The sequence below is a fragment of the Alcanivorax sp. MD8A genome (assembly GCF_002888555.1).
Taxonomy (GTDB): domain Bacteria; phylum Pseudomonadota; class Gammaproteobacteria; order Pseudomonadales; family Alcanivoracaceae; genus Alcanivorax.
The window spans coordinates 1-23,938 of sequence record NZ_AQOQ01000024.1; the positions used below are offsets into that span (position 1 = coordinate 1).

Annotated in this window: 22 protein-coding genes and 4 tRNA genes; 3 read left to right on the forward strand and 23 right to left on the reverse strand. The window is 57.3% G+C overall.

The window, feature by feature from the left end; translation table 11 throughout:
- Positions 1–146 precede the first annotated feature (146 nt).
- The 21 genes from A15D_RS12360 to uvrY form a co-directional block, all read right to left on the reverse strand.
- Entirely contained in the window at positions 147–1,415 is a 1,269-nt protein-coding gene (locus A15D_RS12360) for a hypothetical protein (RefSeq protein WP_146026877.1), read from the reverse strand.
- A 1-nt stretch (position 1,416) separates the two neighbouring features.
- Positions 1,417–1,929: a type II secretion system protein GspM gene (gene gspM, locus A15D_RS12365; RefSeq protein ID WP_102792207.1), complete on the reverse strand. Its 513-nt coding sequence runs from the start codon at positions 1,927–1,929 to the stop codon at positions 1,417–1,419.
- Positions 1,926–3,068 (reverse strand): type II secretion system protein GspL, encoded by a 1,143-nt coding sequence (gene gspL, locus A15D_RS12370; protein WP_102792208.1) that lies wholly within the window; start codon positions 3,066–3,068, stop codon positions 1,926–1,928. The genes gspM and gspL overlap by 4 nt, the downstream gene beginning before the upstream one ends.
- A gap of 127 nt (positions 3,069–3,195) precedes the next feature.
- Entirely contained in the window at positions 3,196–4,233 is a 1,038-nt protein-coding gene (gene gspK, locus A15D_RS12375) for a type II secretion system minor pseudopilin GspK (RefSeq protein ID WP_158245809.1), read from the reverse strand.
- A complete protein-coding gene (gene gspJ, locus A15D_RS12380) occupies positions 4,224–4,865 on the reverse strand; it encodes a type II secretion system minor pseudopilin GspJ (RefSeq protein ID WP_102792209.1) in 642 nt (213 codons plus the stop codon). The genes gspK and gspJ overlap by 10 nt, the downstream gene beginning before the upstream one ends.
- A complete protein-coding gene (gspI, locus tag A15D_RS12385; RefSeq protein ID WP_022984095.1) occupies positions 4,862–5,263 on the reverse strand; it encodes a type II secretion system minor pseudopilin GspI in 402 nt (133 codons plus the stop codon). The genes gspJ and gspI overlap by 4 nt, the downstream gene beginning before the upstream one ends.
- Complete coding sequence (gspH, locus tag A15D_RS12390) at positions 5,260–5,979, reverse strand: type II secretion system minor pseudopilin GspH (protein ID WP_233192227.1); 720 nt, start codon at positions 5,977–5,979, stop codon at positions 5,260–5,262. Before gspH ends, gspI begins: the two co-directional genes overlap by 4 nt.
- A complete protein-coding gene (gene gspG / locus A15D_RS12395) occupies positions 5,948–6,382 on the reverse strand; it encodes a type II secretion system major pseudopilin GspG (RefSeq protein WP_102792211.1) in 435 nt (144 codons plus the stop codon). The genes gspH and gspG overlap by 32 nt, the downstream gene beginning before the upstream one ends.
- An 11-nt stretch (positions 6,383–6,393) precedes the next feature.
- Complete coding sequence (gene gspF / locus A15D_RS12400; RefSeq protein ID WP_102792212.1) at positions 6,394–7,614, reverse strand: type II secretion system inner membrane protein GspF; 1,221 nt, start codon at positions 7,612–7,614, stop codon at positions 6,394–6,396.
- An 11-nt stretch (positions 7,615–7,625) separates the two neighbouring features.
- Entirely contained in the window at positions 7,626–9,143 is a 1,518-nt protein-coding gene (gene gspE / locus A15D_RS12405; RefSeq protein WP_102792213.1) for a type II secretion system ATPase GspE, read from the reverse strand.
- Positions 9,143–10,279 (reverse strand): response regulator, encoded by a 1,137-nt coding sequence (locus A15D_RS12410; RefSeq protein ID WP_102792214.1) that lies wholly within the window; start codon positions 10,277–10,279, stop codon positions 9,143–9,145. Before A15D_RS12410 ends, gspE begins: the two co-directional genes overlap by 1 nt.
- Before the next feature lie 7 nt (positions 10,280–10,286).
- On the reverse strand, positions 10,287–10,868 hold the full coding sequence (locus A15D_RS12415; protein ID WP_233192228.1) for a chemotaxis protein CheB: 582 nt from the start codon (positions 10,866–10,868) through the stop codon (positions 10,287–10,289).
- A complete protein-coding gene (locus A15D_RS12420) occupies positions 10,865–11,347 on the reverse strand; it encodes a two-component system response regulator (protein WP_102792216.1) in 483 nt (160 codons plus the stop codon). Before A15D_RS12420 ends, A15D_RS12415 begins: the two co-directional genes overlap by 4 nt.
- Positions 11,348–11,360: 13 nt before the next feature.
- Positions 11,361–12,224, reverse strand: a complete 864-nt coding sequence (locus A15D_RS12425; protein WP_102792217.1) for a protein-glutamate O-methyltransferase CheR — start codon at positions 12,222–12,224, stop codon at positions 11,361–11,363.
- A 16-nt stretch (positions 12,225–12,240) separates the two neighbouring features.
- A complete protein-coding gene (locus tag A15D_RS12430; protein WP_102792218.1) occupies positions 12,241–15,906 on the reverse strand; it encodes a response regulator in 3,666 nt (1,221 codons plus the stop codon).
- Between the two features lie 171 nt (positions 15,907–16,077).
- Positions 16,078–16,163: transfer RNA gene (locus tag A15D_RS12435), tRNA-Leu, on the reverse strand.
- Positions 16,164–16,185: 22 nt separating this feature from the next.
- Positions 16,186–16,259: transfer RNA gene (locus A15D_RS12440), tRNA-Cys, on the reverse strand.
- Positions 16,260–16,311: 52 nt separating this feature from the next.
- Positions 16,312–16,387: transfer RNA gene (locus A15D_RS12445), tRNA-Gly, on the reverse strand.
- A 104-nt stretch (positions 16,388–16,491) separates the two neighbouring features.
- Positions 16,492–17,097, reverse strand: coding sequence for a CDP-diacylglycerol--glycerol-3-phosphate 3-phosphatidyltransferase (gene pgsA, locus A15D_RS12450; protein WP_102792219.1), 606 nt, complete (start codon positions 17,095–17,097; stop codon positions 16,492–16,494).
- Between the two features lie 100 nt (positions 17,098–17,197).
- Complete coding sequence (gene uvrC, locus A15D_RS12455) at positions 17,198–19,039, reverse strand: excinuclease ABC subunit UvrC (RefSeq protein ID WP_199175907.1); 1,842 nt, start codon at positions 19,037–19,039, stop codon at positions 17,198–17,200.
- 63 nt (positions 19,040–19,102) lie between these two features.
- On the reverse strand, positions 19,103–19,756 hold the full coding sequence (gene uvrY, locus A15D_RS12460; RefSeq protein WP_102792220.1) for a UvrY/SirA/GacA family response regulator transcription factor: 654 nt from the start codon (positions 19,754–19,756) through the stop codon (positions 19,103–19,105).
- Between the two features lie 229 nt (positions 19,757–19,985).
- Between uvrY and A15D_RS12465 the strand changes: the two genes are divergently transcribed.
- From A15D_RS12465 to A15D_RS12475, 3 genes are read left to right on the forward strand one after another with little or no spacing between them, the layout of a single operon-like run.
- The gene (locus A15D_RS12465) at positions 19,986–21,659 is read left to right on the forward strand and encodes a carbon starvation protein A (protein ID WP_102792221.1); all 1,674 of its coding nucleotides are present in this window, start codon (positions 19,986–19,988) and stop codon (positions 21,657–21,659) included.
- A complete protein-coding gene (locus A15D_RS12470) occupies positions 21,659–21,928 on the forward strand; it encodes a cory-CC-star protein (protein ID WP_102792222.1) in 270 nt (89 codons plus the stop codon). The genes A15D_RS12465 and A15D_RS12470 overlap by 1 nt, the downstream gene beginning before the upstream one ends.
- Entirely contained in the window at positions 21,928–22,938 is a 1,011-nt protein-coding gene (locus A15D_RS12475) for an ArsA family ATPase (RefSeq protein ID WP_102792223.1), read from the forward strand. Before A15D_RS12470 ends, A15D_RS12475 begins: the two co-directional genes overlap by 1 nt.
- 83 nt (positions 22,939–23,021) lie before the next feature.
- On the opposite strand, the gene A15D_RS12480 is transcribed toward A15D_RS12475, so the two are convergent.
- Positions 23,022–23,109: transfer RNA gene (locus A15D_RS12480), tRNA-Ser, on the reverse strand.
- A 106-nt stretch (positions 23,110–23,215) separates the two neighbouring features.
- Positions 23,216–23,884, reverse strand: a complete 669-nt coding sequence (locus A15D_RS12485; protein WP_146026878.1) for a hypothetical protein — start codon at positions 23,882–23,884, stop codon at positions 23,216–23,218.
- Positions 23,885–23,938 lie beyond the last annotated feature (54 nt).

Sequence of the window (23,938 nt, forward strand, 5' to 3'; positions counted from 1 at the left end):
CAGGTCACGCTGAGCATGCAAGGAGTTATCCAGAGGCTCCCTTGAACAATGGCCCCACACGATGGGGCCATTGTGCATCACTGCCGCCCTGCCGTTACCCACCCAGCACACGTAGCGTGAGCCAGATCAGCCAATCACAGCAATACTTAAGGGCCCGAGACCTGGACAGATTCTTTTGCTGCACGTCGCTGAGCATAATCCGCCGCGCCAAAGCCATGCATACCACTGTCGAAATACAGACTTACTGTAAACCGTAATTCTTCTGGCTCAGGCCAGCCTTTGAGCAGGTACCCCAGATTGGGTAACTGACCGACAAACTGCTCTGGCTCAACCTTGAGGCTGGCATCATCCTGATAAATCAGGGCCAACGGGGTACTCATCAACTCCGGTGGAACCGTAAGTTCAGTAAGCAAGGAAAACTGTTTGCCACTATCGAACAGGATCCAGTTTTCCTCCATCGTGAGCGGCTGGTTAGCAAACTCCGTTTCGTTAGGCTGGCCATCAACGACGATCGGCGTGTCCGCAAAGGCCGCCGTATAGACACGGGCGCCGAGCTGATTATTACCATCCACCGTCACTGAGACTTCCGGGTCCTTGAGAGTGGCCCGGTAAAGATCAGGAATCTTGGCATAGGTATGGGCCTCGTAATGCGCCGCATAGCGCATCGCCTGCACCTGTAGTGTCATGACCGGAATCCCCGCCAACACCACTTTGGTGCGAAGGTGCATGACGGACCGAATGGGCCCTACTGCGCTGCCAACCAGACGAGGACGAAGGTTGTAATTGTCGAGGGTCATGCGGGTAAAGCGCGACAGAACCCCTGCACTCATACGCATCTTCAGCGTATCAATGATGGAGCCTTCTCCCTGATAGCCTGCATAGCGGAGATATTGCCAGTTGAGCTCGTTATCAGGTTCGGCATCCAGCTGATATAGCGCCGTACGGGTGTGTCCGGCGTCAATATCGTGGGACACGTAATAGCGATCGCTACGTTCAGGGTTATTGCGCATCAAATAAAAGTGGCAATCGTTTGCCACTTCCAGGTCGGCAAGTATCTCCCCTTGGGGCTGCGACAGGGAGGCCAACTGTGCCGGGCCCGCATCCGTCAGCATCAACAGCAGTTCATCACTGGCATCAAAAACGCCGGCCTCACCCTGTTGATCAAACCCGGATTGCTCGAACCAGACCATGCCCTTGTCAGCCATCTCGTCAATCTGGAAGGGAACAGGCACAAAACCGCCCTGCTCGACCCGCATGACGGAAAGCTGGCTGACAGGGATACCAGAGACCTGAGGTACGCTACTGGCAGCCAGATGCACTACCCTGCCCTGGTCGAGAGGGTCAAACAGACACTCAGCCTGTAGAGGAGCAGCGCTTGCCAGTAGCAAGGCAACAGAAAGAAAGTGCCGCGTCATGTTATTGCTGCAGCGTCGCCCGAACGGTGGCAGTGCCGGACTTGTTGCCCGGAGTCATTTCGAGATTGCTCAATTGAACACCCTTTTCTTGTAGTGATTGCAGCCACAGGATCGTCTGGGCCGCGGGTTGTTCTTCAAGCTGAATCCTTACAGCACGGGTTCCATCCGGGGAAAAGCCCTTCAGAGTGAGTCCATAGTCATTGGCACTGCGGCTCACTTCGCTCACCCAGTTTGCCGGAAGCCGCTGGCGGCTGCTTCCTGATGCGGCAGCCCGCACAGCAGAAGCGTTCGCTTCAATCCAGTTGTGGGTTTGCATATTGGTCACGTACTGGCGCCGGGCATCATTGCGGCCATTTACCGCGGGTGCCCAGATCAGCCAGTACAACATCACCAGTACCAATACTACCCCAAGCACCTGCAGAACCTTTTGTTCTCTGGGCTCACGGCTCTGGTACCAATGGGCAACCGGTTTCCAGCGCTGGCGAAGCTGTTGTTTCCAATCTGCGCTGCTCATCCCGGTTGCTCCACCATGATTCGTGCATTCACGCCCTGGGCACCATTACGGTAATTGGCAATGGAGGCTTTTGCGCCTTGCTCATTGATCGCGTTCTGAAGGCTTTCCAGCTGACTGTAATCCTTGGCCCCCACATCCAGCAGCAGGGTGTTCTGACGCTGGTCGTACTGGAGGCGCTTGGGCTCAACCTTGATCTGCTTGAGCACCCGCGCTACCGGCACCAGTAACGGGAAGAAGTCCTGGCCGCCTTCGGCGGAGCCACCGGCTGCCAGCCGGTTCAAGCGACCCTGAAACTGCCGATTGAGTGCCGATGAAGCCTTATCGCCGGGAAACAGTTGCTCATAGCGCTGCTTGGCCTGCACCAACGCCGCATCCGCTGCGGTCTGATAACGCCATTGTTGAACCCGAAGCCCCGCCACCGTCAGGATAAAGATCGCTGCCGCCAGGTAAGCCAGGGGTTTCCACGGGGTCAGCACACCCGGGGCGGAAGAGGTCTTGCGGGGCGCCAGCGCCCCTGTCAGCAATTCTTGCCCACGATGGTCGCGCAGTTGCTCGAATACAGCCGCATTGCCGGCCAGCACAGTGGCGTCCTGCAATTGCTCACCGAACAGCGACTGCATGGATTCACGCTGATCGATCCCCACCTGCAAGGCATTTTCACGACTCGCGGCCAGCAGTGTCTGCGCGTCATCAAACTCAAGAACGACAGGCAATAACGCCCCGAGCCGCTCCACATCCACCTGCAGTGAGACCAGATCCGCCCCTGCGTCACGGGCAAGCTGGACCAGCTCTTCTACCAGCAACCGATCGGTTACCGTGACAAGGTATTCGTCCTGATGGCCCTTTCTTGAGGCAAACCACAGGTTATCCGGGGCATCGAGTAATTGTTCTTCAAGCAAGAAAGGCAGCACCCGCTGTAGATGACGCGCCTGCTTGCGGCTTAAGGAAACGTGAGTCAGGTTGGCGAACGCAGCCCCCAGAACCAGATGCAATGCTGCGTCGGCCGCTCGGGTAAAGGCTTGCTCAAGCCCCAGTGCCTCGACCGGCTCCCCGGGCGCAGGCTGGAACAGCACGGTGCGGTCTGGCAGCGGCTCGCTACCCGGAACACCGTGGAGATAAATCAATGCTGTCTGGCTCACGCAGTCAATCCTTGTCGTTATTGTGCTGTCACGGTGCTTGTTCGGGGAGGCTTCTCTCTTGACTAAACTAACGCCGCCAAGCCGTTGAACAGTGAGTTACTCAGACCTACCCTTTCTACGCTTTACATCAATCCGCATTGTAGAAGGGATTGCAGGCTGGTTCGAGTGCTGTCAGCAATGGGCTTACCTGCCGACTGAACACATCCGTGGTTTCCCCTTCGCCACTCCGACGTCGTAAACGAGTGACCAGACGGCTTAACTGGTCATCAATTTCCACGTCGACCATGACCTGAAAATACTCACTGCTGACCCCCAAACGGCTACTGATATGTTCCTTTACGTCAGCATCAATGTCATTGAACGCGGGCAGCGCCATCAATGCACTGATGTCAGTCACAGGTTCATCCTTACGGGCTTCCAGCACCGCCTCGACCGCCGCCTGCCCCGCCAGGTCTCCCAACACGGCATCCAGCACCTGTGGCGGTGCAGTATTGACGTTAAGGGTGGTGCCCACAGGCAAGGCGGTCAACAATCCCCAGACCCCGGCGTCCGCTGGCTGGTGGATTACCTCAAAACCCAGCAAGGCACGTAGCTCTGATTCATGAGCCGCCGGCATGTTCGGGGTGCGACTGAGCCGATATTCTGCATCTTCGGCCCCTTCTGGATCATCAACAATATTGTTACTGTCGAGCCAATCCGCCATTTCCGAGGCCAGGCGAGCGCCGTTGGTTTCCTGAGGAAAGCTCAGGTTAATCAAGCGGGCAAGCTGGCGAATGCCCTCGGGATTACGCTCAAACCCCTGATTCTGAGCGGTAACCAGCCAGTTAAGATTAAAACGTCCCTGAAGGTCCTGGACACTGGCACTGAGCATGGCATCGTCATAAGGCGTGGGGGGCAGCTGCACCGCCCATTGCTCTTCTACGCAATCGTCTACCAGTGCGTTGTTGTTCTGGTCATCCTGAAGATCATCAATCAGCCCTTGTTGGGCCACGACTTCCGCTGCCATGGCGTACTGATAGCGTTTATCCCATTGCATCAGGTTATCGGCACGGGTCAGAAACCGGTCCTGGCGAAACAGTACCTCAAGCATCAGGGTCGAAATAATGGCGAACAGCATCAGCACGATAATGAGTGCCATGCCCCGCTGCCCCCGCTTCAAATCCATGGATTCACCACTGTGCGGTAAAAGCGGTGAATGATGTCACCGTCTTCCAGTTCGATTTCGACTTCAATGCTCTTGGGCAACCGCTGTTGCCAGACAGGCTGACTGAGCATGGCCACATCGGGCCACAGTTCAAGCCACTGCCATTCTCCCTGTGGGGTCAGATCCAGGTAGCGTACGGTAAAAGTTTCCACATTTTCGAGCAGCACATCTTCCTGCAGCTCGGTGGCAACATTGGCGTCGAGTACCGGCCAGTAACGGCGATACAACGTGCCCTCCTCCAATGAATACATTACCCGCTGCATCTCACTGCGCTTACGCAAACCAAAGGGGTTCGACCAGCCAAGGCGGGTAAATTCCACGTAATTGTCTCGCCCCATAATGGCCGGTTGCGGATCGCCATAGGGATCGCGTACCGGACGGCTGACCAGCTGTTCAAAATCCAGGGTCAGGAAGGTCATGGCCCGCTGGTTGCGTTCCATGATGTCGGCACTTTCGGTGAGTTGATCACGCCCCTGCAGGGCACTGCCAAGGAACGACGCCGCCCACACATAGATGAAGGCAAAAATGGCGATGGTGATCACCATTTCCAGCAGAGTGAACCCTCGTGCTATACGTGGCTGCAACGGTTTCATGAGGCAGGCTTGCCGATCAGACTGGCCAGATGGTAGGCCATACCGGCCTTGTCGCCGCCTTCCATCGGCCCCACCTCGATGTCCACCCGTCGGGTATCGGGGTACGGCCCTTCTGACACCTTGGTCAGAATCCACCAATCTTTACCATTACGAGTGACTTCGCTGTCAGATTCGCCGGTAGACGGCCACTGCTGGTAAACCTGCATTTCCACCAACTTGTCGGAGGCAACCAGATACCCCAGGTGGGTTTCGTTGATGTTGGTATAGGCCCGGGCAGACGCCCCAAGGGTTTGCCCCAGCGTGACCATGACCAGGGCCAATATCGAAACGGCGATCAGCACTTCAATCAGGGTAAAGCCCTGCTGGCGGTGCCCGGACAAGGCATTGAGGTGAATCATTCGTCGTCCTCCTCCCTGTCACGATAGCGAGGACGGTCTTCTTCGTCCCTCGGGGGCGCATCCGGATCCAGCAGTCGACCCAGTGCCGTGACCTGCAGCCGCTGCTCCTGATCAAGGTCCTCAATCACCCGTAGTGACAGGGTTACAGGGGTTACCTCACCACTGGGAAAGAAAAAGACCTGGGGAAAATCGTCTTCGTCGTCACCCTGTTCTGCGCTTTGCTCCGCTCGGCGATCCTCTTCCCGCTCTTCATCTTCGTCGGCAAGTGTGGAGGTATCCATCATGCGCTCTTCTTCCACCAAAGAGCGGGCCACCTGTTTCAGGGAAACCTGATCGTCTTCAAGGGTATCGAGCTGCCATTCCATCTCCAGCGACGGCGGCAAACTGCGAGGCGCAAGCGAGGTATCGTCCACAGGCAGGAATCTCGCTTCGACCCGGTCATAGACCAGCGGCTCCCACCCTGTCCCTTTGAGTCGTAACGCCATCAGCTGCCCGGAGAACAGGCTGCGTTCATTCAGCAGCGCAATGGTGTCCTGTAGCCGGGCACTTTCCTGGTCGAGATAGCTGTCGTTACTGGTCCAGTTGCCCTGCGTCGCAATCACGCCAGTCAACAGGCCAACAAGCATCACCACCACCAGAATCTCCAGCAGGGTAAAACCGGCCTGTCTCACTGCCAAAGGCATATTACTGAACGTCGCGCCAGTTGATGTCGGCATCCGAGCCTTCACCGCCCTCTGCACCATCCGCACCCAGCGACAACAGATCAAAGGGGCCTTCTACCCCCGGACTGATGTACTCATACGGGTTGTTCCAGGCGTCTTCGGGGACCTTGGGCAGGTAACCGCCATCAGGCCATTTCCGGGCTGAGGCCGGGCGTTCCACCAGCGCATTCAGGCCTTCTTCGCTGGACGGGTAGCTGCCATTGTTGAACTTGTACAGATCCAGCTGCTGGACGATCTTGCCCATATTGGCTTTGGTCAGGTCGACTTTGGCGGCCTCACCCTGGCCAATCACATTCGGCACGATCACCGCTGCCAGCAAACCGATGATGGCAACAACCACCATGATCTCCAGCAGGGTAAAACCCGCTTGCTGTGCCTTGAATCCACGTAATTTCATTCCTAGTCACCTTATCCGGCTATGAGATTGTTCATTTGCATGATCGGCAGCATCACCGACAGCACGATGAGGACCACGACGGAAGCCATCACCAGCAGCATGATCGGCCCGAGCAAGCCCACCATGGTATTCACGGTACTGGTGAGCTCGCGTTCCTGGTAATCCGCGGCACGGGTCAGCATGTGATCCAGCTCACCACTGGCCTCACCACTGGCAATCATCTGCACCAGCATGGGCGGGAAATAGCCACTGGCATCCAGTGCCCGGCTCAGGTTACCCCCCTCGCGGACCTTGACCGCTGCGTGTTTCACCGCATCCCGAATGGCGAGATTGCCCACCACCTGGGCCGCAATAAACAAGGCGTCGACCAGAGGGACACCTGAGCGCCCGAGGATGCCGAGGGTACTGGCCAATCTGGCACTATCCGCCGCTCGCAACATGGTGCCAACCATGGGCATACTGGCCAGCTTGCGGTGTACACGCAACCGGAAACCCGGCTCTCGCATGGCACGGCTAAAGACGAACACACCCACAACGATCAATAACACCAGCAGCCAGCCCCAGCTACGGGCGAAATCACTAAGCGTCATGACAATGATCGTCAGCATGGGGAGCGCCTGATCTCGGCCTTCAAAGACAGCGACCAGCTTGGGCACAACGAAGGTCATCATCAGCATGATCACGATGCTGGCAAACACCATGATGAAGGCCGGGTAAATCATCGCCTGGGCTACCGACCGACCCGTGTCGTGACGGGTTTCCAGGTAGTCGGCAAGTTGCTCCAGCACCTGCTCCAGGTGCCCGCTCTGCTCCCCCGCGGCCACTGTCGCCCGGTACATTTCGGGGAAAGCACGGGGAAAGGATTCGAAACTGCGCGCCAGGCTAAAGCCTTCGCGAACCTTGGCCCGCACAGCCAGCATGATGCGTTCAATGCGATCGTTGGCGGCCTGTTTGGAGACCGCAGACAGGGCCTGCTCCACCGGCAAGCCGGATTTCAGCAGGGTTGCCAGTTGCCGTGTCACCAGCGCCTGCTCTGCTCCACTGAGTTTGCCAGAGGAAGAAAAACGGCCAAGCCCGGCTTTGGGGGCCGAGTCCTGGGCTTCGTTGACTTCAATGGGAACCCAGCCCTTGTCACGCAGCTGCTGACGCACCTGGCGGGCACTGTCGGCCTCAAGGGTTCCCTTTCTGATTTTGCCCCTGTGATCCAGGGATCGAAATTCGAATGCAGGCATCTGCCGCCCCGTTAGTCTTCCCGGGTGACCCGGAGTACCTCTTCAACGCTGGTCTGCCCGGCCAGTACCTTCCGCCAGCCATCCTCACGGATACTGGGGGTAAGACTGCGGGCATGGCGTGTGAGTTCCAGTTCGCCTGCCTGATCATGGATAAGCTGGCGCATGTTCTCATCGATCAGCACCAGCTCGTAGATACCGGTCCGGCCTCGGTAACCCAGGTGGTTACAGTGCTCGCAGCCGTCCGGGTGATATAGCGTAACCTTGTCGCTTTCTGGCAGCCCCATCATGGCCAGCTCGCTGGCGGCAGCTTCATAGGGCTGCTTGCAGTCGTCGCACAGCACCCGCACCAGACGTTGAGCCAGCGCGCCCAGCAGAGAGCTCGAGAGCAGGAAGGGTTCAATGCCCATATCCTGCAAGCGGGTCACCGCACCCACCGCCGTGTTGGTATGCAGTGTGGACAATACCAGGTGCCCCGTCAGAGACGCCTGGACCGCAATTTCAGCGGTTTCCAGATCACGAATTTCCCCCACCATGACCACGTCAGGGTCTTGCCGCAGGATCGCGCGCAACCCGCGGGCAAAGGTCATGTCGACCTTGGTGTTCACCTGGGTTTGGCCAATGCCTTCCAGCTGGTATTCGATCGGGTCTTCCACCGTGAGGATATTGCGGGAGCTGTCGTTGAGCTCGGTGAGCGAGGCATACAGAGTGGTGGTCTTACCGCTACCGGTAGGGCCGGTGACCAGAATGATCCCGTGGGGCTTGTGGATCAGCTCCCGCATGAGGCTGTCACAGGCCTCGCCCATTCCCAGATGGGAGACCTGCAGCCGCCCGGCCTGTTTATCCAGCAAACGCAATACAACCCGCTCACCGTTGCTCGAAGGCATGGTCGAAACACGCACATCTACGTCTCGACCACCAATTCTGAGTGAAATACGGCCATCCTGGGGAATACGTTTTTCTGCGATATCCAGACGGGCCATGACCTTGATGCGGGACACCAGCAATGGCGCCAATTCGCGTTTGGGGGTCAGCACTTCTCGCAGCACGCCATCAACACGTAACCGCACTACCAGACGGCGTTCGAAAGTCTCGATATGAATATCTGAGGCATCTTCCCGGATTGCCTCCTGAAGCAGCGCATTGATCAGGCGGATAATCGGGGCATCGTCCTCCTGCTCCAGCAGGTCGGACGTTTCGGGCAAAGCATCGGCCAGACTGGCCAGATCAAGCCCCTCAAGATCATCTGCAGCTTCGGCTGCGGCGCCCCGCTGCTGCTCATACGCCAGCGCCATGGCGGCAGTGAATTCTGCCTCATTCAGGCGCACAAGAGCCGGCAAACTGCCAATCTTTCGCTGCACTTCAGACAGCGCGTTAACCGGCATGTCTTCCCGGCAGCACAGCTCCCTTTTACCGTCGCGGTCGCGCAGCAGTACCCCGAACCGCTTGGCATAGCCATAGGGCAGCAAATACGGCGCCTGTGGCTCATTTACCTCGGGTTCAAGTTCCAGGGTCTCTGCTACATCCGGCATCAGTACTTATCCATAAGATTGACAATGACTTCACGTGTCTGGGGGCTCAGGTCGACGAACTGGAAGCCTACCTGATATTCCCCCGGGGCATCCAGATTCTCTGCCCACACTGCCCGGGCGTCAAAGCTAACCGTATTGACCCCGGCAATCTGGTCCGGAAGTACCATCCCGAGCTGCAGATTTTCCCCGGCGGGGAGATCCCGGCGGGTAAACAGCTTGAATCCATCCACACTCAGATTCATTAGCCGGCCTACATTGCCACCGGTACTACGGTCAAACACGACCATTTCCCGGAACAGCTTCTTGCGCGGGTTTCGACGATGGTCTTTGCGGGCGTCACGCACTTCGTTTTCATCGTCTGACACACGAACTACCAGCACAAGGCCGGTGAAATTGCCATTGTCATCGTTGATGGCATTGCCGCGCAGGGTTAGCGCAACGAGCCCGTCACGGTCATGGGCATAGAGGCTGTGCTCGTTTTTCCAGCTTTCGCCCTTTTCACAGGCAAGCCGCACGGGGGAATCTTTCCATTCCCACCGGGGCTTGCCGGTATCATCATTGAACAGGGTCGTAGCAAGGTCTTCACCCACCAGCTCATCCCGCTGGCGGCTCAACAGCGCACAAGCGGCTTCATTGCAGAAGGTAATACGGCCACGGGCATCAGCCCCGACCAGTGCTTCACCAAGGGCATGCAGCAGGCGCTCATTTTCATCCTTGAGCCGTTTCATCTGCACTACGGCCTGCTGCAGTTTCTTGCGCTGACGATCGAGCTCGAGGAACACATTCACCTTGGCTTCAAGAATTTTTTGATCGATCGGCTTGAACAAGTAGTCCACCGCGCCGCATTCATACCCCTTGAATACGTATTTCTGCTCTTTGGAAATCGCGGTAACAAAGATGATCGGCAGGTTGCGCGTTTTCTTGTTCTTGCGCATCAGTTCTGCCACTTCAAAGCCGTCCATCTCTGGCATCTGCACATCGAGCAGAACCAAAGCAAAATCATGCTTCAGAGCCAGTGAGAGCGCCTCATTGCCGGACTGCGCCATGATCAGGTTCCGGCCATCCCCATCCAGAATTGCCTCAAGGGCAATCAGGTTTTCCCTGTGGTCATCCACAACCAGAATGTTCTGTTTCATTGGTTTACTACCCTGCAACCTTTTCAGCCAAGAAGGGGCCGATTGCTTCGAGATCAAGCACCCTTGAAACCGCACCTGTTTTGATTGCCGCGTCGGGCATTGCCGGTGCTTCTGCACTCACCAGCGACTGGGCAATGGTGTACCCGCCACGCTGGTGAATGTATTCAATCCCTGCCGCGCCGTCTTCGTTGGCGCCGGTCAGGATCACTGCTGCGAGATGTCGGCCGTATACCGCCCCCGCGGAGAAAAACAGCTCGTCTACAGCAGGCCGTGAAAAGTGTACGGGCCGACCGACAGAAAAGGCCAGCGTTTCGTCCTCATTTACCAACATATGGTACCCGGGTGGTGCCACATAAACGTGGCCCGGGAGAATCTCTTCCTTGTCTTCAGGCGCAATCACGGGCAATTCGCAATAACGCGCCAACAACCAGGGGAGCCGGTTTTCCGCGCTGGCATGCTGATGCTGGACCAGCAAAATGGCAGCGGGGAAGCGGGCGGGCAACGCCGAGAGCACCTGGGTGTAGGCATTCAAACCACCCCAGGAAGCACCCATCACGATTGCCTTCACTGGCCCCATCTGATCATTCACGATGTGGTGTCATCGCCTCCACTGCGTGGTGTCTTGCCTGCCTCGTAGGCCGCCCGGTGTGCCTGTGCCTGTTTCAGCTTTTCCTGCAACTCCTTCCTTTGACGGTCAAGCCCCAGGAAAAAGTCGACCTTGCTCTTCAAAATCAGCGGATCCAGGGGCTTGAACAGGTAGTCCACTGCCCCGGCCTGATAGCCCTTGAAGACATATTTCTTTTCCTTGCTGATGGCCGTCACGAAGATGATCGGGATGGTCTGGGTGTCCTTGCGCTGACGCATCAGCTCAGCCACCTCAAAGCCATCCATGCCGGGCATCTGTACATCCAGCAGTACCAGGGAAATGTCTTCCTTGAGCAGAACTTTCAGTGCCTCCTGACCCGAATGAGCCTTTATCAGTGTACGCCCCTCGCCTTCCAGAATCGCTTCCAGCGACACCAGATTGGCAGGTTGGTCATCCACTAACAGCAGTTTCTGCTCGATCATTGCCTTTCTCTAATCATTGCATATGTTGTAGTTGCCGCTTGCGGAAGATCCGCAAGGACTTGTTGATTACATCAAACGCCTCTTCTTCCCCGGTAAAGCGCAGGCTCTCCTTGGTGCCAAGGCACAGGTAGCCGCCCAGATCCAGGCTTTCGCTGAACAGACGTATCACCCTGCCCTGCAAGGCGCGATCAAAATAGATCAAAACATTCCGGCACAGAATGACGTGCATTTCACCGAACACCTGATCGGTGGCCAGATCATGGTCAGCAAACACAATATTGCGCTTCAGGCGCTGGTCCATGATCACGCTGTCATAGCGTGCCGTGAAATAATCCGACAGCGAATGGCGGCCACCCGCACGCCGGTAGTTATCGCCATACTGTTTCACCGCCTCGATGGAATAAATGCCCTTCTTGGCCGCTGCCAGTACATTCTTGTCAATGTCGGTGGCATAAATCATGGCCCGATCGTACAGCCCTTCTTCTTCAAGAAGGATGGCCATGGAGTAAATCTCTTCGCCCGTAGAACAGCCCGCGTGCCAGATCTTGATGAACGGGAAGGTCTTCAGCACCGGCACCACGTCTTCACGAAACGCGCGGTAGAATTCCGGGTCGCGGTACATCTCGGTCACGTTGACGGTCAAGTCGTTCAGCAACGTGACAAAGAAAGGGCGGTCTCTCAAGACCTTGTCGGTCATTTCCATAATGGACGACAGACCCGACATGGTCAGGCGATGCAGCACACGCCGCCGCATGGAAGCCTTACTGTAGGAGCGGAAATCATAGCCGTACATCTGGAAGATGGCTTCCAGAAGCAGGCGGATTTCGATGTCTTCGACATCGATATCCTCATCAGTAATCGGCAGATGCTCCGCCATGGTCTACTCCTGCGCCCTACTTGTGCAGCCAGACGCGCAGCAAAGAGGTCAATTTGGTCATGTCGATGGGTTTGGAGCAGTAATCATTGGCTCCGGCATCGATACACTTGGCCCGATCATCTTTCATGGCCTTGGCCGTCAGCGCCAGGATTGGCAGCTTCTTGAATCTGGCCTGGTCACGGATATGGCCCATGGCTTCATAGCCGTCCATTTCCGGCATCATGATATCCATCAGCACGATATCGATTTCGGGATTGCTATCCAGTGCCTCCAGGGACTCGCGGCCATTGTTGGCGATGGTGATGTCAAAGCCCAGCTCTTCAAGCTGTGCCGACAGCGCGTAGATATTGCGCATGTCATCATCCACCAGCAACAACTGTTTGCCCTCGAAGATATCGTCACGATGGTCAACGCTCTCCGCCGCTGACCGCCGTGCCGACGGCAGCGTGGATTCCAGCCAGTGCAGGAACAGTGACGCTTCGTTGAGCAGGCGCTCATGGGAGCGCTCAGTCTTCAGGATGATGCGATCAGCATGCTTGCGAAGCCGCGCCTCTTCTTCCCGGGTCAGATCCTTACCGGTATAGATAACCACAGGGACGCTGTCGTAATCGTCGCTGCCATTCACAGTTTCAAGTAGTTCGAAACCGCTCATATCTGGCAGGGTCAGGTCGAGAATCATGCAATCGAAGACCGTCTCACGCAGCGCCTCAAGCGCCTCTTCACCGCTGGTGGCCGCAGTGATTTCGACCCCCTTCTGATCGAACAGCTCACGAATGCTCTCATGCTGGATTTCGCTGTCTTCCACCACCAGCAGACGACGCACATTCTTCTCAATGGCGCCTTCGATCTTGGCAAAGGCCGCGAGAATATCATTCTGGTTCACCGGCTTGGTCAGCAGATCGAGCGCGCCGAGATCCAGGGCTTTCTTTCGTTCATCACGACCGGACAGGAAGTGCACCGGAATATCCTGGGTGCGAGGATCGGCCTTCAATGCTTCCATGACCTCCCAGCCATCGATGCCTGGCAGGCCGATGTCCAGAATAATGGCGCTTGGCCGGTAATGGCTGGCGTAGTCGAGACCGGCCTCCCCATCGTGACATACGTGGGCCTCCAGTCCGTAGTCGGCCGCCAGATCCACCAGCACGTTGGAGAATTCCACATCATCTTCGACGATCAGTACGGTTTTTTCACGGACCACAAAATCGTCATCCGCGTCTGTCATGGGCACCATGGATGCCGTATGCGCTTCGGCATTGTCACCGATATCGCCATCGTCACCGTTCTCGGTGGTCACTAACGCATCTGCCGTCCCTTCTGGGATAAACAGCATGAAGGTAGAGCCCGTGCCTTCACCATCGCTGTAGAGGCTGATTTCACCACCCAGCAGGCGAGCCAGCTCGCGGGAAATCGTCAGTCCAAGCCCTGTGCCGCCGTACTTGCGGCTGGTGGTGCCATCGGCTTGCTGGAAGGCTTCAAAAATAAGCTTCTGTTTCTCTTCCGGGATGCCCGCACCGGTATCCGTGACCGCAAACCGCAGGGTTTCTGCCGGGTTCAGGCTTCGGGACGGCAAGGTATCGCCTTCCCCCGGGCGGGTAATACTAAAGGTGACCGAACCGTGCTCGGTAAATTTGAGCGCGTTGGAAAGCAGGTTCTTGATGATCTGCTCCAGGCGCTGACGATCGGTGTAGAAATGGTCTGGCAGGTTGTCGCCCAACTCCACATGAAAATCGAGGCCGCGGCTTTCGGCAACATGGGCAAAATGACGACGGAAATGCTCCCCCATTTCGGTGGGTGACAGATCGTCAATCACCACGTCCATCTTGCCTTCCTCGATCTTGGAGATATCCAGGATGTCGTTAATCAGGCTGAGCAAGTCAGCACCCGCAGAATGAATCACCTGAGCATGCTCAATTTGCTTCTCTTCCAGGTTCCCTTTCTTGTTCTGGCTCAGGGCATTGGAAAGGATCAGGATCGAGTTGAGCGGCGTACGCAGCTCATGGCTCATGGTAGAAAGGAATTCAGATTTGTACTTGGACGACAGCTCCAACTCCCGGATCTTGTCTTCCAGCTCATGGCGCAACAGCTCCAGCTCGTCGTTCTTCTGCGCCATTTCGGTCTTCTGCTCTGTCAGCAGCCGCGCTTGGGCCTCAAGTTCTTCATTGGTGACCCTGAGCTCTTCCTGTTGCGCTTGCAGGCTTTCTTCAGAGGCGCGCAGTGCCTGGGTCTGGGACTCAAGCTCTTCGTTGATGGCCTTGAGTTCTTCCTGCTGCTGCTGCAACCGCGATTCTGACGCGGCCAGCTCCATGGCCTGCTCTTCCAGGTCGGTGTTGACCTGCGCCATTTCCTCTTTCTGTTTTTCCAGGGCTTCAGCTTGTTCGCGGGTCTGCTCCAGCATTTCACCGAGCTTCACCCGGCTGAGTACACTGCTCACCGAGATGGCGATCACCTCAGAGCACTGCTCAAGAAAAGCCAGATCATCGTTGCTGAAGGTGCGGAAGGCGCCGATTTCGAGCACCCCTTTCAGCTCTTCTTCATGCACCACCGGCATGACGATGACATTGCTGGCCTCACCCTTGCCGGTGCCGGACGCAATACTGATGTAATCGTCGGGGACCGATTCGAGAAGAATGGTCTTGCGCTCCAGCCCGGCCTGGCCGACCAGGGATTCCCCCAACCGGAACTGATTGGCAAGGTGCTTACGGCGCTGCATGGCATAAGAACTGCTCAGACTGAGCTGCTGGGTATCCGGGTCATAGCTGTAGAACGCCCCAACCTGCGCCTCCAGTACCGGCACCAGAAAACTGAGCATGTTGTTGCCCAGCTGCTGGTAGCTCATCTCGCCGCGCATGCGATTATTCAATTCAGCAAGATGGTTCTTGATGGTTTCCTGGCGCCGATCTTCCTGGTTGCGTGCCACCAGCGCATCACGCATCTTGCGGATGGCATTGAGTAACAGACCGGTTTCATCACGGCCGCCCTGTTTGATATCGGTATCCCACTTACCGTCAGCGATATGGTCAGCCGCAATCACCGCCCCTTCCAGTGGCCGGGTGATCGACCGGGTCACACGCAAGGCAATAAGCGCCAGCATCACGAAGGCAATCGCCCCTAACAGCAACCCGATTTTCTGGGTTCCCAGGTTATCGGCGCGGCTGGTATTCAGGGTTTCACGGAAGGCCGAATAGCGCTGTTCTTCAAAGGCTTTCTGTTCTGCCTCATAGGCATCCTGCAGCTCGCGCACCTGGGTAATACGCTGGTACAGGTCATCTCCGGCGCCATCGCCCTCGATCAGGGCTTTTGCCAGCTCACTGGCCTCTCCGATATAAAGTTTGAAGCTTCGCTGCAGACCATCAACGCTGTCAGCAAGGGCCGGGTCCATGGCTCGGATATCATCCAGCCGCCCGACAAATTCGGTTGCGCGGCTGCGCGCTTCCTGCAACAAATCCGGGTCGGCCTGGCTGATGGCCGCGATAAAGGATTCGCTGATCGCGATGAAATCCACATTATTGGCATTGACCAGTTCCAGGACCGGGAAGTCCTGTTTCTCGATGCGCTTGAGATTGTTGATGTTGGTTTCAGCGATGTAGAAGCTGTAAACGGCATAGACCAGAAATAGCACAATGCCCAGTCCGGCCACAGACAGTATCTTCAGCCGCACGGACAGGTTCTGGAACCAGTTCATCAGAGAGCCCTCTTGCCTTTCCGGCTTTTTGTTTTCAGTGCCCCGCAGAAAGGGCTAAGACTAAAGGATGAGGCTAACAGAAAGCAGGCCAAGGCGGCAATAAAGCCCATTAACAATAGGGGGCATCTGCTTGATTTCGCTGAATTAACGGTAAGGATTTGTAACGGGGATTGGTGCCCGGGGCGGGACTTGAACCCGCACGACCAAAGGTCAACGGATTTTAAGTCCGTTGCGTCTACCAATTTCGCCACCCGGGCGGTGACCGTGCTGGTCAATGATTGGAGGCGCGGGTCGGAATCGAACCGGCGTACACGGAGTTGCAGTCCGCTGCATAACCACTCTGCCACCGCGCCTTAAACTGTCTACCAAGAAAAAACCTCGGCGACGCCGAGGTTTTCTGGAATCTGGAGCGGGAAACGAGATTCGAACTCGCGACCCCGACCTTGGCACGATCGTGCTCTACCAACTGAGCTATTCCCGCTTTGTGCGACAAGACCCGTGCTGACACTGTGCCTCGTTGCGGTGAAGAATTCTACCCATCCGCCCTATAGTGTCAACCCGCGAAATGGCATTTTTTCTGGTTTTTCAGGACTTTGACTGACTTTTGAGCAATTCCGGCGCTGCAGCACGCAGATACGCGAGCATGGACCACAGGGTCAGTGCAGTAGCGACATAGAGCAGCCCGTAGCTCAGCCACAACCAGGGAGTCATCACAATATCCCCCGCCAGATCGAAACCCGGTTTCTGCGCCAGCAGCAAGGTAATCGCCGTCATTTGCGTCACCGTCTTGATCTTTCCAAGCTGGCTGACCGCAACACGAGAGCGTTTACCCAGCTCCGCCATCCACTCTCGCAGCGCAGAGACCGTGATTTCCCGGGAGACAATCACCATTGCCGGTACGGCCAACCAGGCGGTGGCGTGAACCTGCACCAGCATGACCAGTGCCACGGCAACGATGAGTTTGTCGGCAACTGGATCCAGAAAGGCACCGAACGGACTGGTCTGATTCAGTTTGCGGGCGAGATAGCCATCCAGCCAGTCGGTAATGCCGGCGGCCAGAAACAGCAATGCCGCGCAAAGGTCACTCCACTTGAACGGCAGGTAGAACACCAGCACCAGGACGGGAATTGCCACCACACGTATCAGGGTAAGGATATTGGGCAAATTCAGGACCGGGTTGTTCTGCTGCATGTGACCTACCGCTTGTGGACTAAGCGACCAGTATAACGAAAAGCGGCACGTCCCTCATGGGAGATTTTTTGTTGCCAAAGATATCAGGGGCAACCGGCCCCTATTCATGCAACCAGTCATAAATCTGTTGAGCTAGCTGGGTATTCACGCCCGGCACCCTGGCGAGCTCGGTAGCAGAGGCATTCCTTAGCTGCTTTAGGCCACCAAAGTGGGTTAGCAGGGCCTTGCGTCGCTTCGGGCCGATGCCAGGAATTTCATCCAGCGACGACTGCTTGCGCGCCTTGCCGCGCCGTGCCCGATGCCCTGTCAACGCGAAACGGTGGGCTTCATCACGCACTTGCTGGAGCAAATGCAGCGCAGAATGCGAAGGCCCCGGGGTGTACTCACGACCATCCGGGAGATACAAGACCTCAAACCCGGGTCGCCGACTGGGGCCTTTACCAATTCCCATCACCCGCATTGTCCCCTGCAGGTCCAGCTCTCCCATCACATCCCAGGCGCGTTGCATCTGACCCTTGCCGCCATCGATGAGCAACAGATCGGGTAGACGCCCTTGTTCTTTCAACCTTCGCTGGTAGCGCCGGCGTACCGCTTCCTCAATGGCCGCATAATCGTCCCCGGCCTGATCCGGGCTGACATTGAAATGACGGTAATCCGTTTTTCTGGCCCCTTGCTGATCAAACACCACACAGGACGCGACCGCCTTCTCACCCTGGGTATGGCTGATATCAAAACACTCGATACGGCGCACAGGCTCTTGCGCCTCCAGAAGACTTTCCAGTGCCAGAAAGCGGGATTCCATATGCTCCCGTGCGGCAAGCTCTGTGGCGAGAGACTGCTGGGCGTTGGTGGCGGCCATCTGCAACCATGCTGCCCGCTCACCGCGCACTTTCCAGGCCAGTCGCACCTTGCGCCCCCACTGTTCAGTCAGCGCCTCCTGTAGCACTGACGCCCCCTCAACAGGCAGCGTCAGCAGGATTTCCTGGGGTTTGACCGGGTCTTCGCGATCCCCCAGATAGTACTGGGACAGAAAGGCTTCGAGGATTTCAGGCAGCGCTTCCTCTCCGCGGGTATCTGGCCGGAAATTACGGTGCCCCAGTATCCGCCCGCCCCGAATCATCAACACATCCAGCACCGCCAGTCCGTGCCGACCCTCGATGGCTACCACATCCAGATCGCCCTGCCCGGTCTCCGCCACCTGCTTTTGCTGTACCGCCTGAATGGCCGCCAGCTTGTCTCGCAACAGCGCGGCTTTCTCAAACGCCAGCTCGGCGGCGGCAGCTTCCATTTGTGCACTGAGCGTGTCGACGACTTCGCGACTTCGGCCATCCAGAAAATCCCGCGCCATACGCACCTGCCCGGCATAGTCCTCTGGCGACACCAGACCCACACAGGGCGCAGTGCAACGGTTGATCTGGTGCTGAAGACACGGGCGGGTACGATTGCGGAAATAACTGTCAGAACAGTTACGGACCTGGAAGACCTTTTCTACCAGGGACAGGGCTTCGCGCACCGCTCCACCACTGGGATAAGGGCCAAAGTAGTCGCTCCCCTTACGTCGTGTTCCACGATGGAAGGTTATACGCGGATAGGTATCCGAGCTGGTAATGCGGATATAGGGGTAACTTTTATCGTCACGCAGCAGAATGTTGTAGGGGGGACGGATCGACTTGATCAGAGACTGTTCCAGCAGCAGGGCTTCTGCCTCGCTACGGGTGACCGTTGTCTGCACATCCGCGATACGGGCCACCATGGCACGGGTCTTGATGCTGCTGACGTTCTTCTGGAAATAACTGCTCAGGCGAGCCTGCAAATTGCTCGCCTTTCCCACATAAAGCACCTGCCCCTCAGCATCCAGCATGCGGTATACACCTGGCTTGCGGGCGCAGTGCTCAAGAAAGTGTTTGGCGTCAAAACCGGGCAAAGGGGCTGTCTCTGTCATGGTAGCTGTACAGTGTAACAGTGACCGCCCGAGCCCGCTTCCCGCGAGTGGTACAGAGACCCCCTAAACGACCTGGTTTTCAGCTGCATCCAACATGCCGTGACGCACGGCGAGCAAGGCCATCTCCACATCACTGGAGACGCCAAGCTTGTCGAAAATTCGATAGCGGTAGGTGTTGACGGTCTTGGGGGAAAGGCACAACTTGTCTGCCACATCCTGAACCTTGTGACAGTTCACGATCATCATCATGATCTGCAGCTCGCGCTCAGACAGCATGTCCAGCAGGGTTGCCTCTTCCCCAACATAGGGTTTCAAGGCCATGGCCTGGGCGATTTCCGGGCTGATGTAACGCTGGCCACTGGTGACAACCTTGATGGCGCGAACCATTTCTTCCAGGTCGGCGCCCTTGGTCATGTAACCTGCCGCCCCGGCCTTCATCAGGCGCGAGGGAAAAGGCTCTTCTTCACACATGGTGACAGCGATCACCCGGATGCCATCATCAACACGCAGCAACTTACGGGTGGCTTCCAGACCGCCGATGCCGGGCATCTTGATATCCATGAGAACCACATCGGGGCTGGCGTCACGGGTCAGCTGCAGGGCTTCTTCACCCGAGCACGCCTGCCCGACAACTTTGATACCATCAACTTCGTCCAGCATTCTGGCGATGCCGGTACGAACGAGATCATGGTCATCCACTACCAATACTTTGATCATTACTACTTCCCCAGGGCAACTCCTTTGCCCAATCAATCTCGTGACAGGTAAACAACCAGCATATCGGTGATTACCTGTGGTGAACAGGAAACGGTTAACACTGCATCATCAGTGTCGATTCCCCATGCTACTGTATATTAGCCTTTGGTCGCGTTGACCGAAGAAGCCAAAAACACAACCATGGAAAGGCTGCGACAATCGCCACACCGCTAACAAGGAAAAGGCACTCATGAGCGCTATCGTTCTTCTCCTGCTGGGGCTCGGAGGCATGGCCGCCGGCTATCTATTCTACTCCCGCTTTATTGCCGACCGCATCTACCGGCTAGACCCCAATTACCGCACTCCAGCCCATGAATACGAAGATGGCGTGGATTTTGTGCCGACCAACCGCTATGTGCTTTGGGGCCACCACTTCACTTCGGTTGCCGGTGCTGCCCCCATCGTCGGCCCAGCCATTGCCGTTATCTGGGGCTGGCTTCCTGCGTTCATCTGGGTCGTCTTTGGTACCATTTTCTTTGCAGGCGTCCATGACAGTGGTGCCTTGTGGGCCAGTGTCCGAAACCGGGCCAAATCCGTTGGTGCTCTCACTGGCGAAGTGGTCGGTCGCCGGGCCCGTACCGTGTTCATGATCGTGATCTTCCTGGTACTGCTGATGGTCAATGCCGTGTTCGGCGTGGTCATCGCCAAACTGTTGATCAACAACCCCGGAGCGGTCGTCCCCGTCTGGGGAGCCATCGCGGTGGCACTGGTCATTGGTCAGCTCATCTATCGGCGGATCATCGGTCTTGGGGTCGTATCGGTAGTCGGGGTAATCGCCCTTTACAGCCTGATTTATGTCGGCCCGAAAGTCCCCATCGCCCTGCCAGAACAGGTCATGGGGCTTTCTGCCAGCGCCAGCTGGATCCTGCTGCTGTTTGCCTATGCAGCCATTGCTTCGCTGCTGCCTGTATGGATGCTGCTGCAGCCCCGTGACTACATCAATGGGCTGCAACTGTTTGTCGGCCTGATCCTGCTGTATGGCGCGGTACTGATCGGCAACCCCACTGTTGTCGCCCCCATGATCAATGACAATGTGCCCGCCGGCACGCCGTCACTACTGCCATTACTCTTCGTCACTATTGCCTGCGGCGCGATTTCCGGCTTCCACGGGCTGGTTGCCTCCGGAACCAGCTCCAAGCAGCTGGACAAGGAAACCGATGCCCGTTTCGTGGGGTATTTTGGCGCCGTGGGTGAAGGCTCTCTTGCTCTCGCGGCCATCATTGCTGCCACGGCCGGTTTTGCCACCCTGGCGGACTGGGAAGCCGTCTACACGGCTTTCGGGAAAGGCAGCCTGACCGCCTTTGTTGATGGTGGTGCCACGATCCTTGCGGGTGGCACCGGCATGGATGTGGGCGTTGCTGCCACCTTGCTTACCGTAATGGCGGCCCTGTTTGCTGGCACCACCATGGATACCGGCTTGCGTCTGCAACGCTATATTTTCCAGGAATGGGGTGAAATCTATCACCAGAAATGGCTGACACGCCCGTTACCCGCCACCCTGCTGGCCGTGGCGAGCTGCCTGCTGCTGGCCTTTGGTGCGGGCGGTGCCGACGGTAGTGGCGGCCTGCTCATCTGGCCCCTGTTTGGCACCACCAACCAGTTGCTCGCCGGCCTGACGCTGTTGGTGATTACCATCATGCTGGTACGCCGGGGGCGACCAGCCATTTATACCCTCGCCCCGCTGGTGTTCCTGCTGGTGATGACCCTGTTCGCCCTGCTTATTCAGCTCAAGAGCTTCTACGATAAACAGGACTGGTTCCTGCTGGGGCTGGACGTGGTGGTACTGGTTGCGGCACTGCTGGTCACACTGGAGTGCGCTGCCGCACTTAAAAAAGCCTTTCGTGAACCGGTGAAACAAGCCTGATGGGTAACCGCATTCTGGGCGCACTACGCCGACTCAATGAGCTCGGCACCCTGTATTACAATGCGCCCTATCGCGCCGCCATTGCCCGCGCCAAACGTGATGAGGAAGACCTGTTCATGCTGCTGGTCTTTTCCGAAATGATGGGTATTCCCAACCCCGCGGCGTGGAGCACCCTTGAACTGCAGCCTCTGCTGATGGACCGCTTTCATCAGTGGCACACCCGCATGGGCATGGAGCGTTCCCCGCTTGACCACTTTCGTTGCTGTTGATGCCTGACATGCTGGATATTGATGCCCTGCTCAGCCACAAGCGCCTGTTGATGGTTGGCGGCAAAGGCGGGGTCGGCAAAACCACCACGGCTGCGGCACTGGCCTGTCGGGCGGCCAGTGCCGGGCGCAAGGTGCTGTTGGTTTCCACCGATCCGGCCCACAGCCTCGGCGATGCTTTCGATCGGCAGATCGGCAATCAGACCCGTTGTCTTGCCGCCAACCTGTATGCCCTTGAGATTGACCCCAACGAAGAGGTCGACCGTTACCTGGAGAAGGTCAGCGCCCAAATGCGCCGGTTTGCCGGTCCGGACCAGTTCAGGGAACTGGAGCGTCAGCTGCGCTTGAGTCGACAGTCGCCGGGAGCCCAGGAAGCGGCACTGCTTGAGCGGCTGTCACAAATCATTGATGACGCCCCCAACGAATATGATCTAGTCATCTTTGATACTGCGCCCACAGGGCATACCCTGCGTCTGTTGAGCCTGCCAGAAGTCATGGCTGCCTGGACCAGCGGCCTGCTCAAGCACAATCACAAGGCGCGAGAGTTGGGCAAGGTGCTGGATCATCTCGGCCCTGGCAAAGATCTGGATAGTCCCATGCAGGAACCACTGGAACATGGCCGACAGGATCTGGATCCGCGCAGCCAGGAAGTCGCCGACACACTGATGGCACGCCAGCGCTTGTTTCACCGCGCCCGCCGTCGCCTGTCCGATGCACAAACCACAGCCTTCCTGTTCGTACTGACGCCGGAAAAATTACCGATTCTTGAGACCTGCCGGGCAATCAGAAGCCTGGCGGATGCGGATATCCCGGTTGCCGGGGCGGTGATCAACCGGGTGCTGCCAGAACAGGCAGAGGGCAGTTTCTTTGCTGCGCGATTGGCCCGACAACGCCGTCACCTTGACGACATCGCCCGGCAGCTTGCCACGTTACCCACTATGTCAGTCCCCCTGCAGGAAGACGACGTTCAAGGGGTTGAAGCGCTCACCGCGTTCGCATCACTGATCCGCTGACAACGGACACGGCAAACTCAAGAAAAACACAGACAAACAAAAAGGGCTCGCAGTGAATGCGAGCCCTTTCTGTTATAGCGATATGGCGGAGGGGGTGGGATTTGAACCCACGGACGGTCTCCCGTCGCCGGTTTTCAAGACCGGTGCATTCGGCCACTCTGCCACCCCTCCGAACTGGCCAGCAATAATACATGAGCGCGTTAGCCAGTCAACGACCACGGGCTGCCGCGCAAGGCGTTTGCTGGAATGTTGATCAATTCCGGAGCCTGATACCCGATCAGTACTGCCTGAAGATGCGTTGCTTGGCATACCGGTACTGGCTCTCATCGATAGCACCAGCCATGTGCAACCGGCGATGCTCCGCCATTTCTGCAGCCAATCGCACCTTACCCTGGGGCAATTGCTGCCAAGCGTGCTCACAACGACGGCTCAGGGCTTTGACCAGTTTCAGCAAGGCTTCACGCTCACGGCGATATACGGTGACACGAAACACCGGCACCTCGCCATGGCGGGTTTCGAACTGCCATTCGTCACGCCATTTCTTCACCACAGCCGCAAACAGTCCAGCCGTGACACCGGCGGTTACCAATGCGACCAGCCCCCAGCCGGCCATAGTGGCAACTGCAGTGATGGCCGCGCCCATAACAGCACCCAGCAACCAACCCACCGGACGATGACGGCACTGACGCGGCACGGGGTTGATAAATGCCAGATTAAAGTCATGGCAGGTCTCATGACGCCCTCTGAGCTGCCGCGCTTCGAGAAAACGCTCATTGAAGAGAGAAAGGCTGTGCCCGCCCCCGGCAACCCCTTTGCGGCTGAAAAGCGGGCGGTACTGGCGCTCGCGAGGCCCGGGCACCGCAATGAGTACGCCATGCTCATCGCTGCGCCGCACATCCTTTAGCGCTATTTCCTGTTCTGTGGGCTCAAGGCTGAGTGATTGCACGATAATCCCCCTATGTCACTACCCTTAACGCCCCAGATGCTAGCCAAAACCCGC

Excerpts from the sequence above, each read along its gene's own strand:
- A15D_RS12360 (WP_146026877.1), bottom strand. The coding sequence starts at position 1,415 with ATGACGCGGCACTTTCTTTCTGTTGCCTTGCTACTGGCAAGCGCTGCT.
- gspM (WP_102792207.1), bottom strand. The coding sequence starts at position 1,929 with ATGAGCAGCGCAGATTGGAAACAACAGCTTCGCCAGCGCTGGAAACCG.
- gspK (WP_158245809.1), bottom strand. The coding sequence starts at position 4,233 with ATGGATTTGAAGCGGGGGCAGCGGGGCATGGCACTCATTATCGTGCTG.
- gspJ (WP_102792209.1), bottom strand. The coding sequence starts at position 4,865 with ATGAAACCGTTGCAGCCACGTATAGCACGAGGGTTCACTCTGCTGGAA.
- gspI (WP_022984095.1), bottom strand. The coding sequence starts at position 5,263 with ATGATTCACCTCAATGCCTTGTCCGGGCACCGCCAGCAGGGCTTTACC.
- gspH (WP_233192227.1), bottom strand. The coding sequence starts at position 5,979 with ATGCCGACATCAACTGGCGCGACGTTCAGTAATATGCCTTTGGCAGTG.
- gspG (WP_102792211.1), bottom strand. The coding sequence starts at position 6,382 with ATGAAATTACGTGGATTCAAGGCACAGCAAGCGGGTTTTACCCTGCTG.
- gspF (WP_102792212.1), bottom strand. The coding sequence starts at position 7,614 with ATGCCTGCATTCGAATTTCGATCCCTGGATCACAGGGGCAAAATCAGA.
- gspE (WP_102792213.1), bottom strand. The coding sequence starts at position 9,143 with ATGCCGGATGTAGCAGAGACCCTGGAACTTGAACCCGAGGTAAATGAG.
- A15D_RS12410 (WP_102792214.1), bottom strand. The coding sequence starts at position 10,279 with ATGAAACAGAACATTCTGGTTGTGGATGACCACAGGGAAAACCTGATT.
- A15D_RS12420 (WP_102792216.1), bottom strand. The coding sequence starts at position 11,347 with ATGATCGAGCAGAAACTGCTGTTAGTGGATGACCAACCTGCCAATCTG.
- A15D_RS12425 (WP_102792217.1), bottom strand. The coding sequence starts at position 12,224 with ATGGCGGAGCATCTGCCGATTACTGATGAGGATATCGATGTCGAAGAC.
- A15D_RS12430 (WP_102792218.1), bottom strand. The coding sequence starts at position 15,906 with ATGAACTGGTTCCAGAACCTGTCCGTGCGGCTGAAGATACTGTCTGTG.
- pgsA (WP_102792219.1), bottom strand. The coding sequence starts at position 17,097 with ATGCAGCAGAACAACCCGGTCCTGAATTTGCCCAATATCCTTACCCTG.
- uvrC (WP_199175907.1), bottom strand. The coding sequence starts at position 19,039 with ATGACAGAGACAGCCCCTTTGCCCGGTTTTGACGCCAAACACTTTCTT.
- uvrY (WP_102792220.1), bottom strand. The coding sequence starts at position 19,756 with ATGATCAAAGTATTGGTAGTGGATGACCATGATCTCGTTCGTACCGGC.
- A15D_RS12465 (WP_102792221.1), top strand. The coding sequence starts at position 19,986 with ATGAGCGCTATCGTTCTTCTCCTGCTGGGGCTCGGAGGCATGGCCGCC.
- A15D_RS12470 (WP_102792222.1), top strand. The coding sequence starts at position 21,659 with ATGGGTAACCGCATTCTGGGCGCACTACGCCGACTCAATGAGCTCGGC.
- A15D_RS12475 (WP_102792223.1), top strand. The coding sequence starts at position 21,928 with ATGCCTGACATGCTGGATATTGATGCCCTGCTCAGCCACAAGCGCCTG.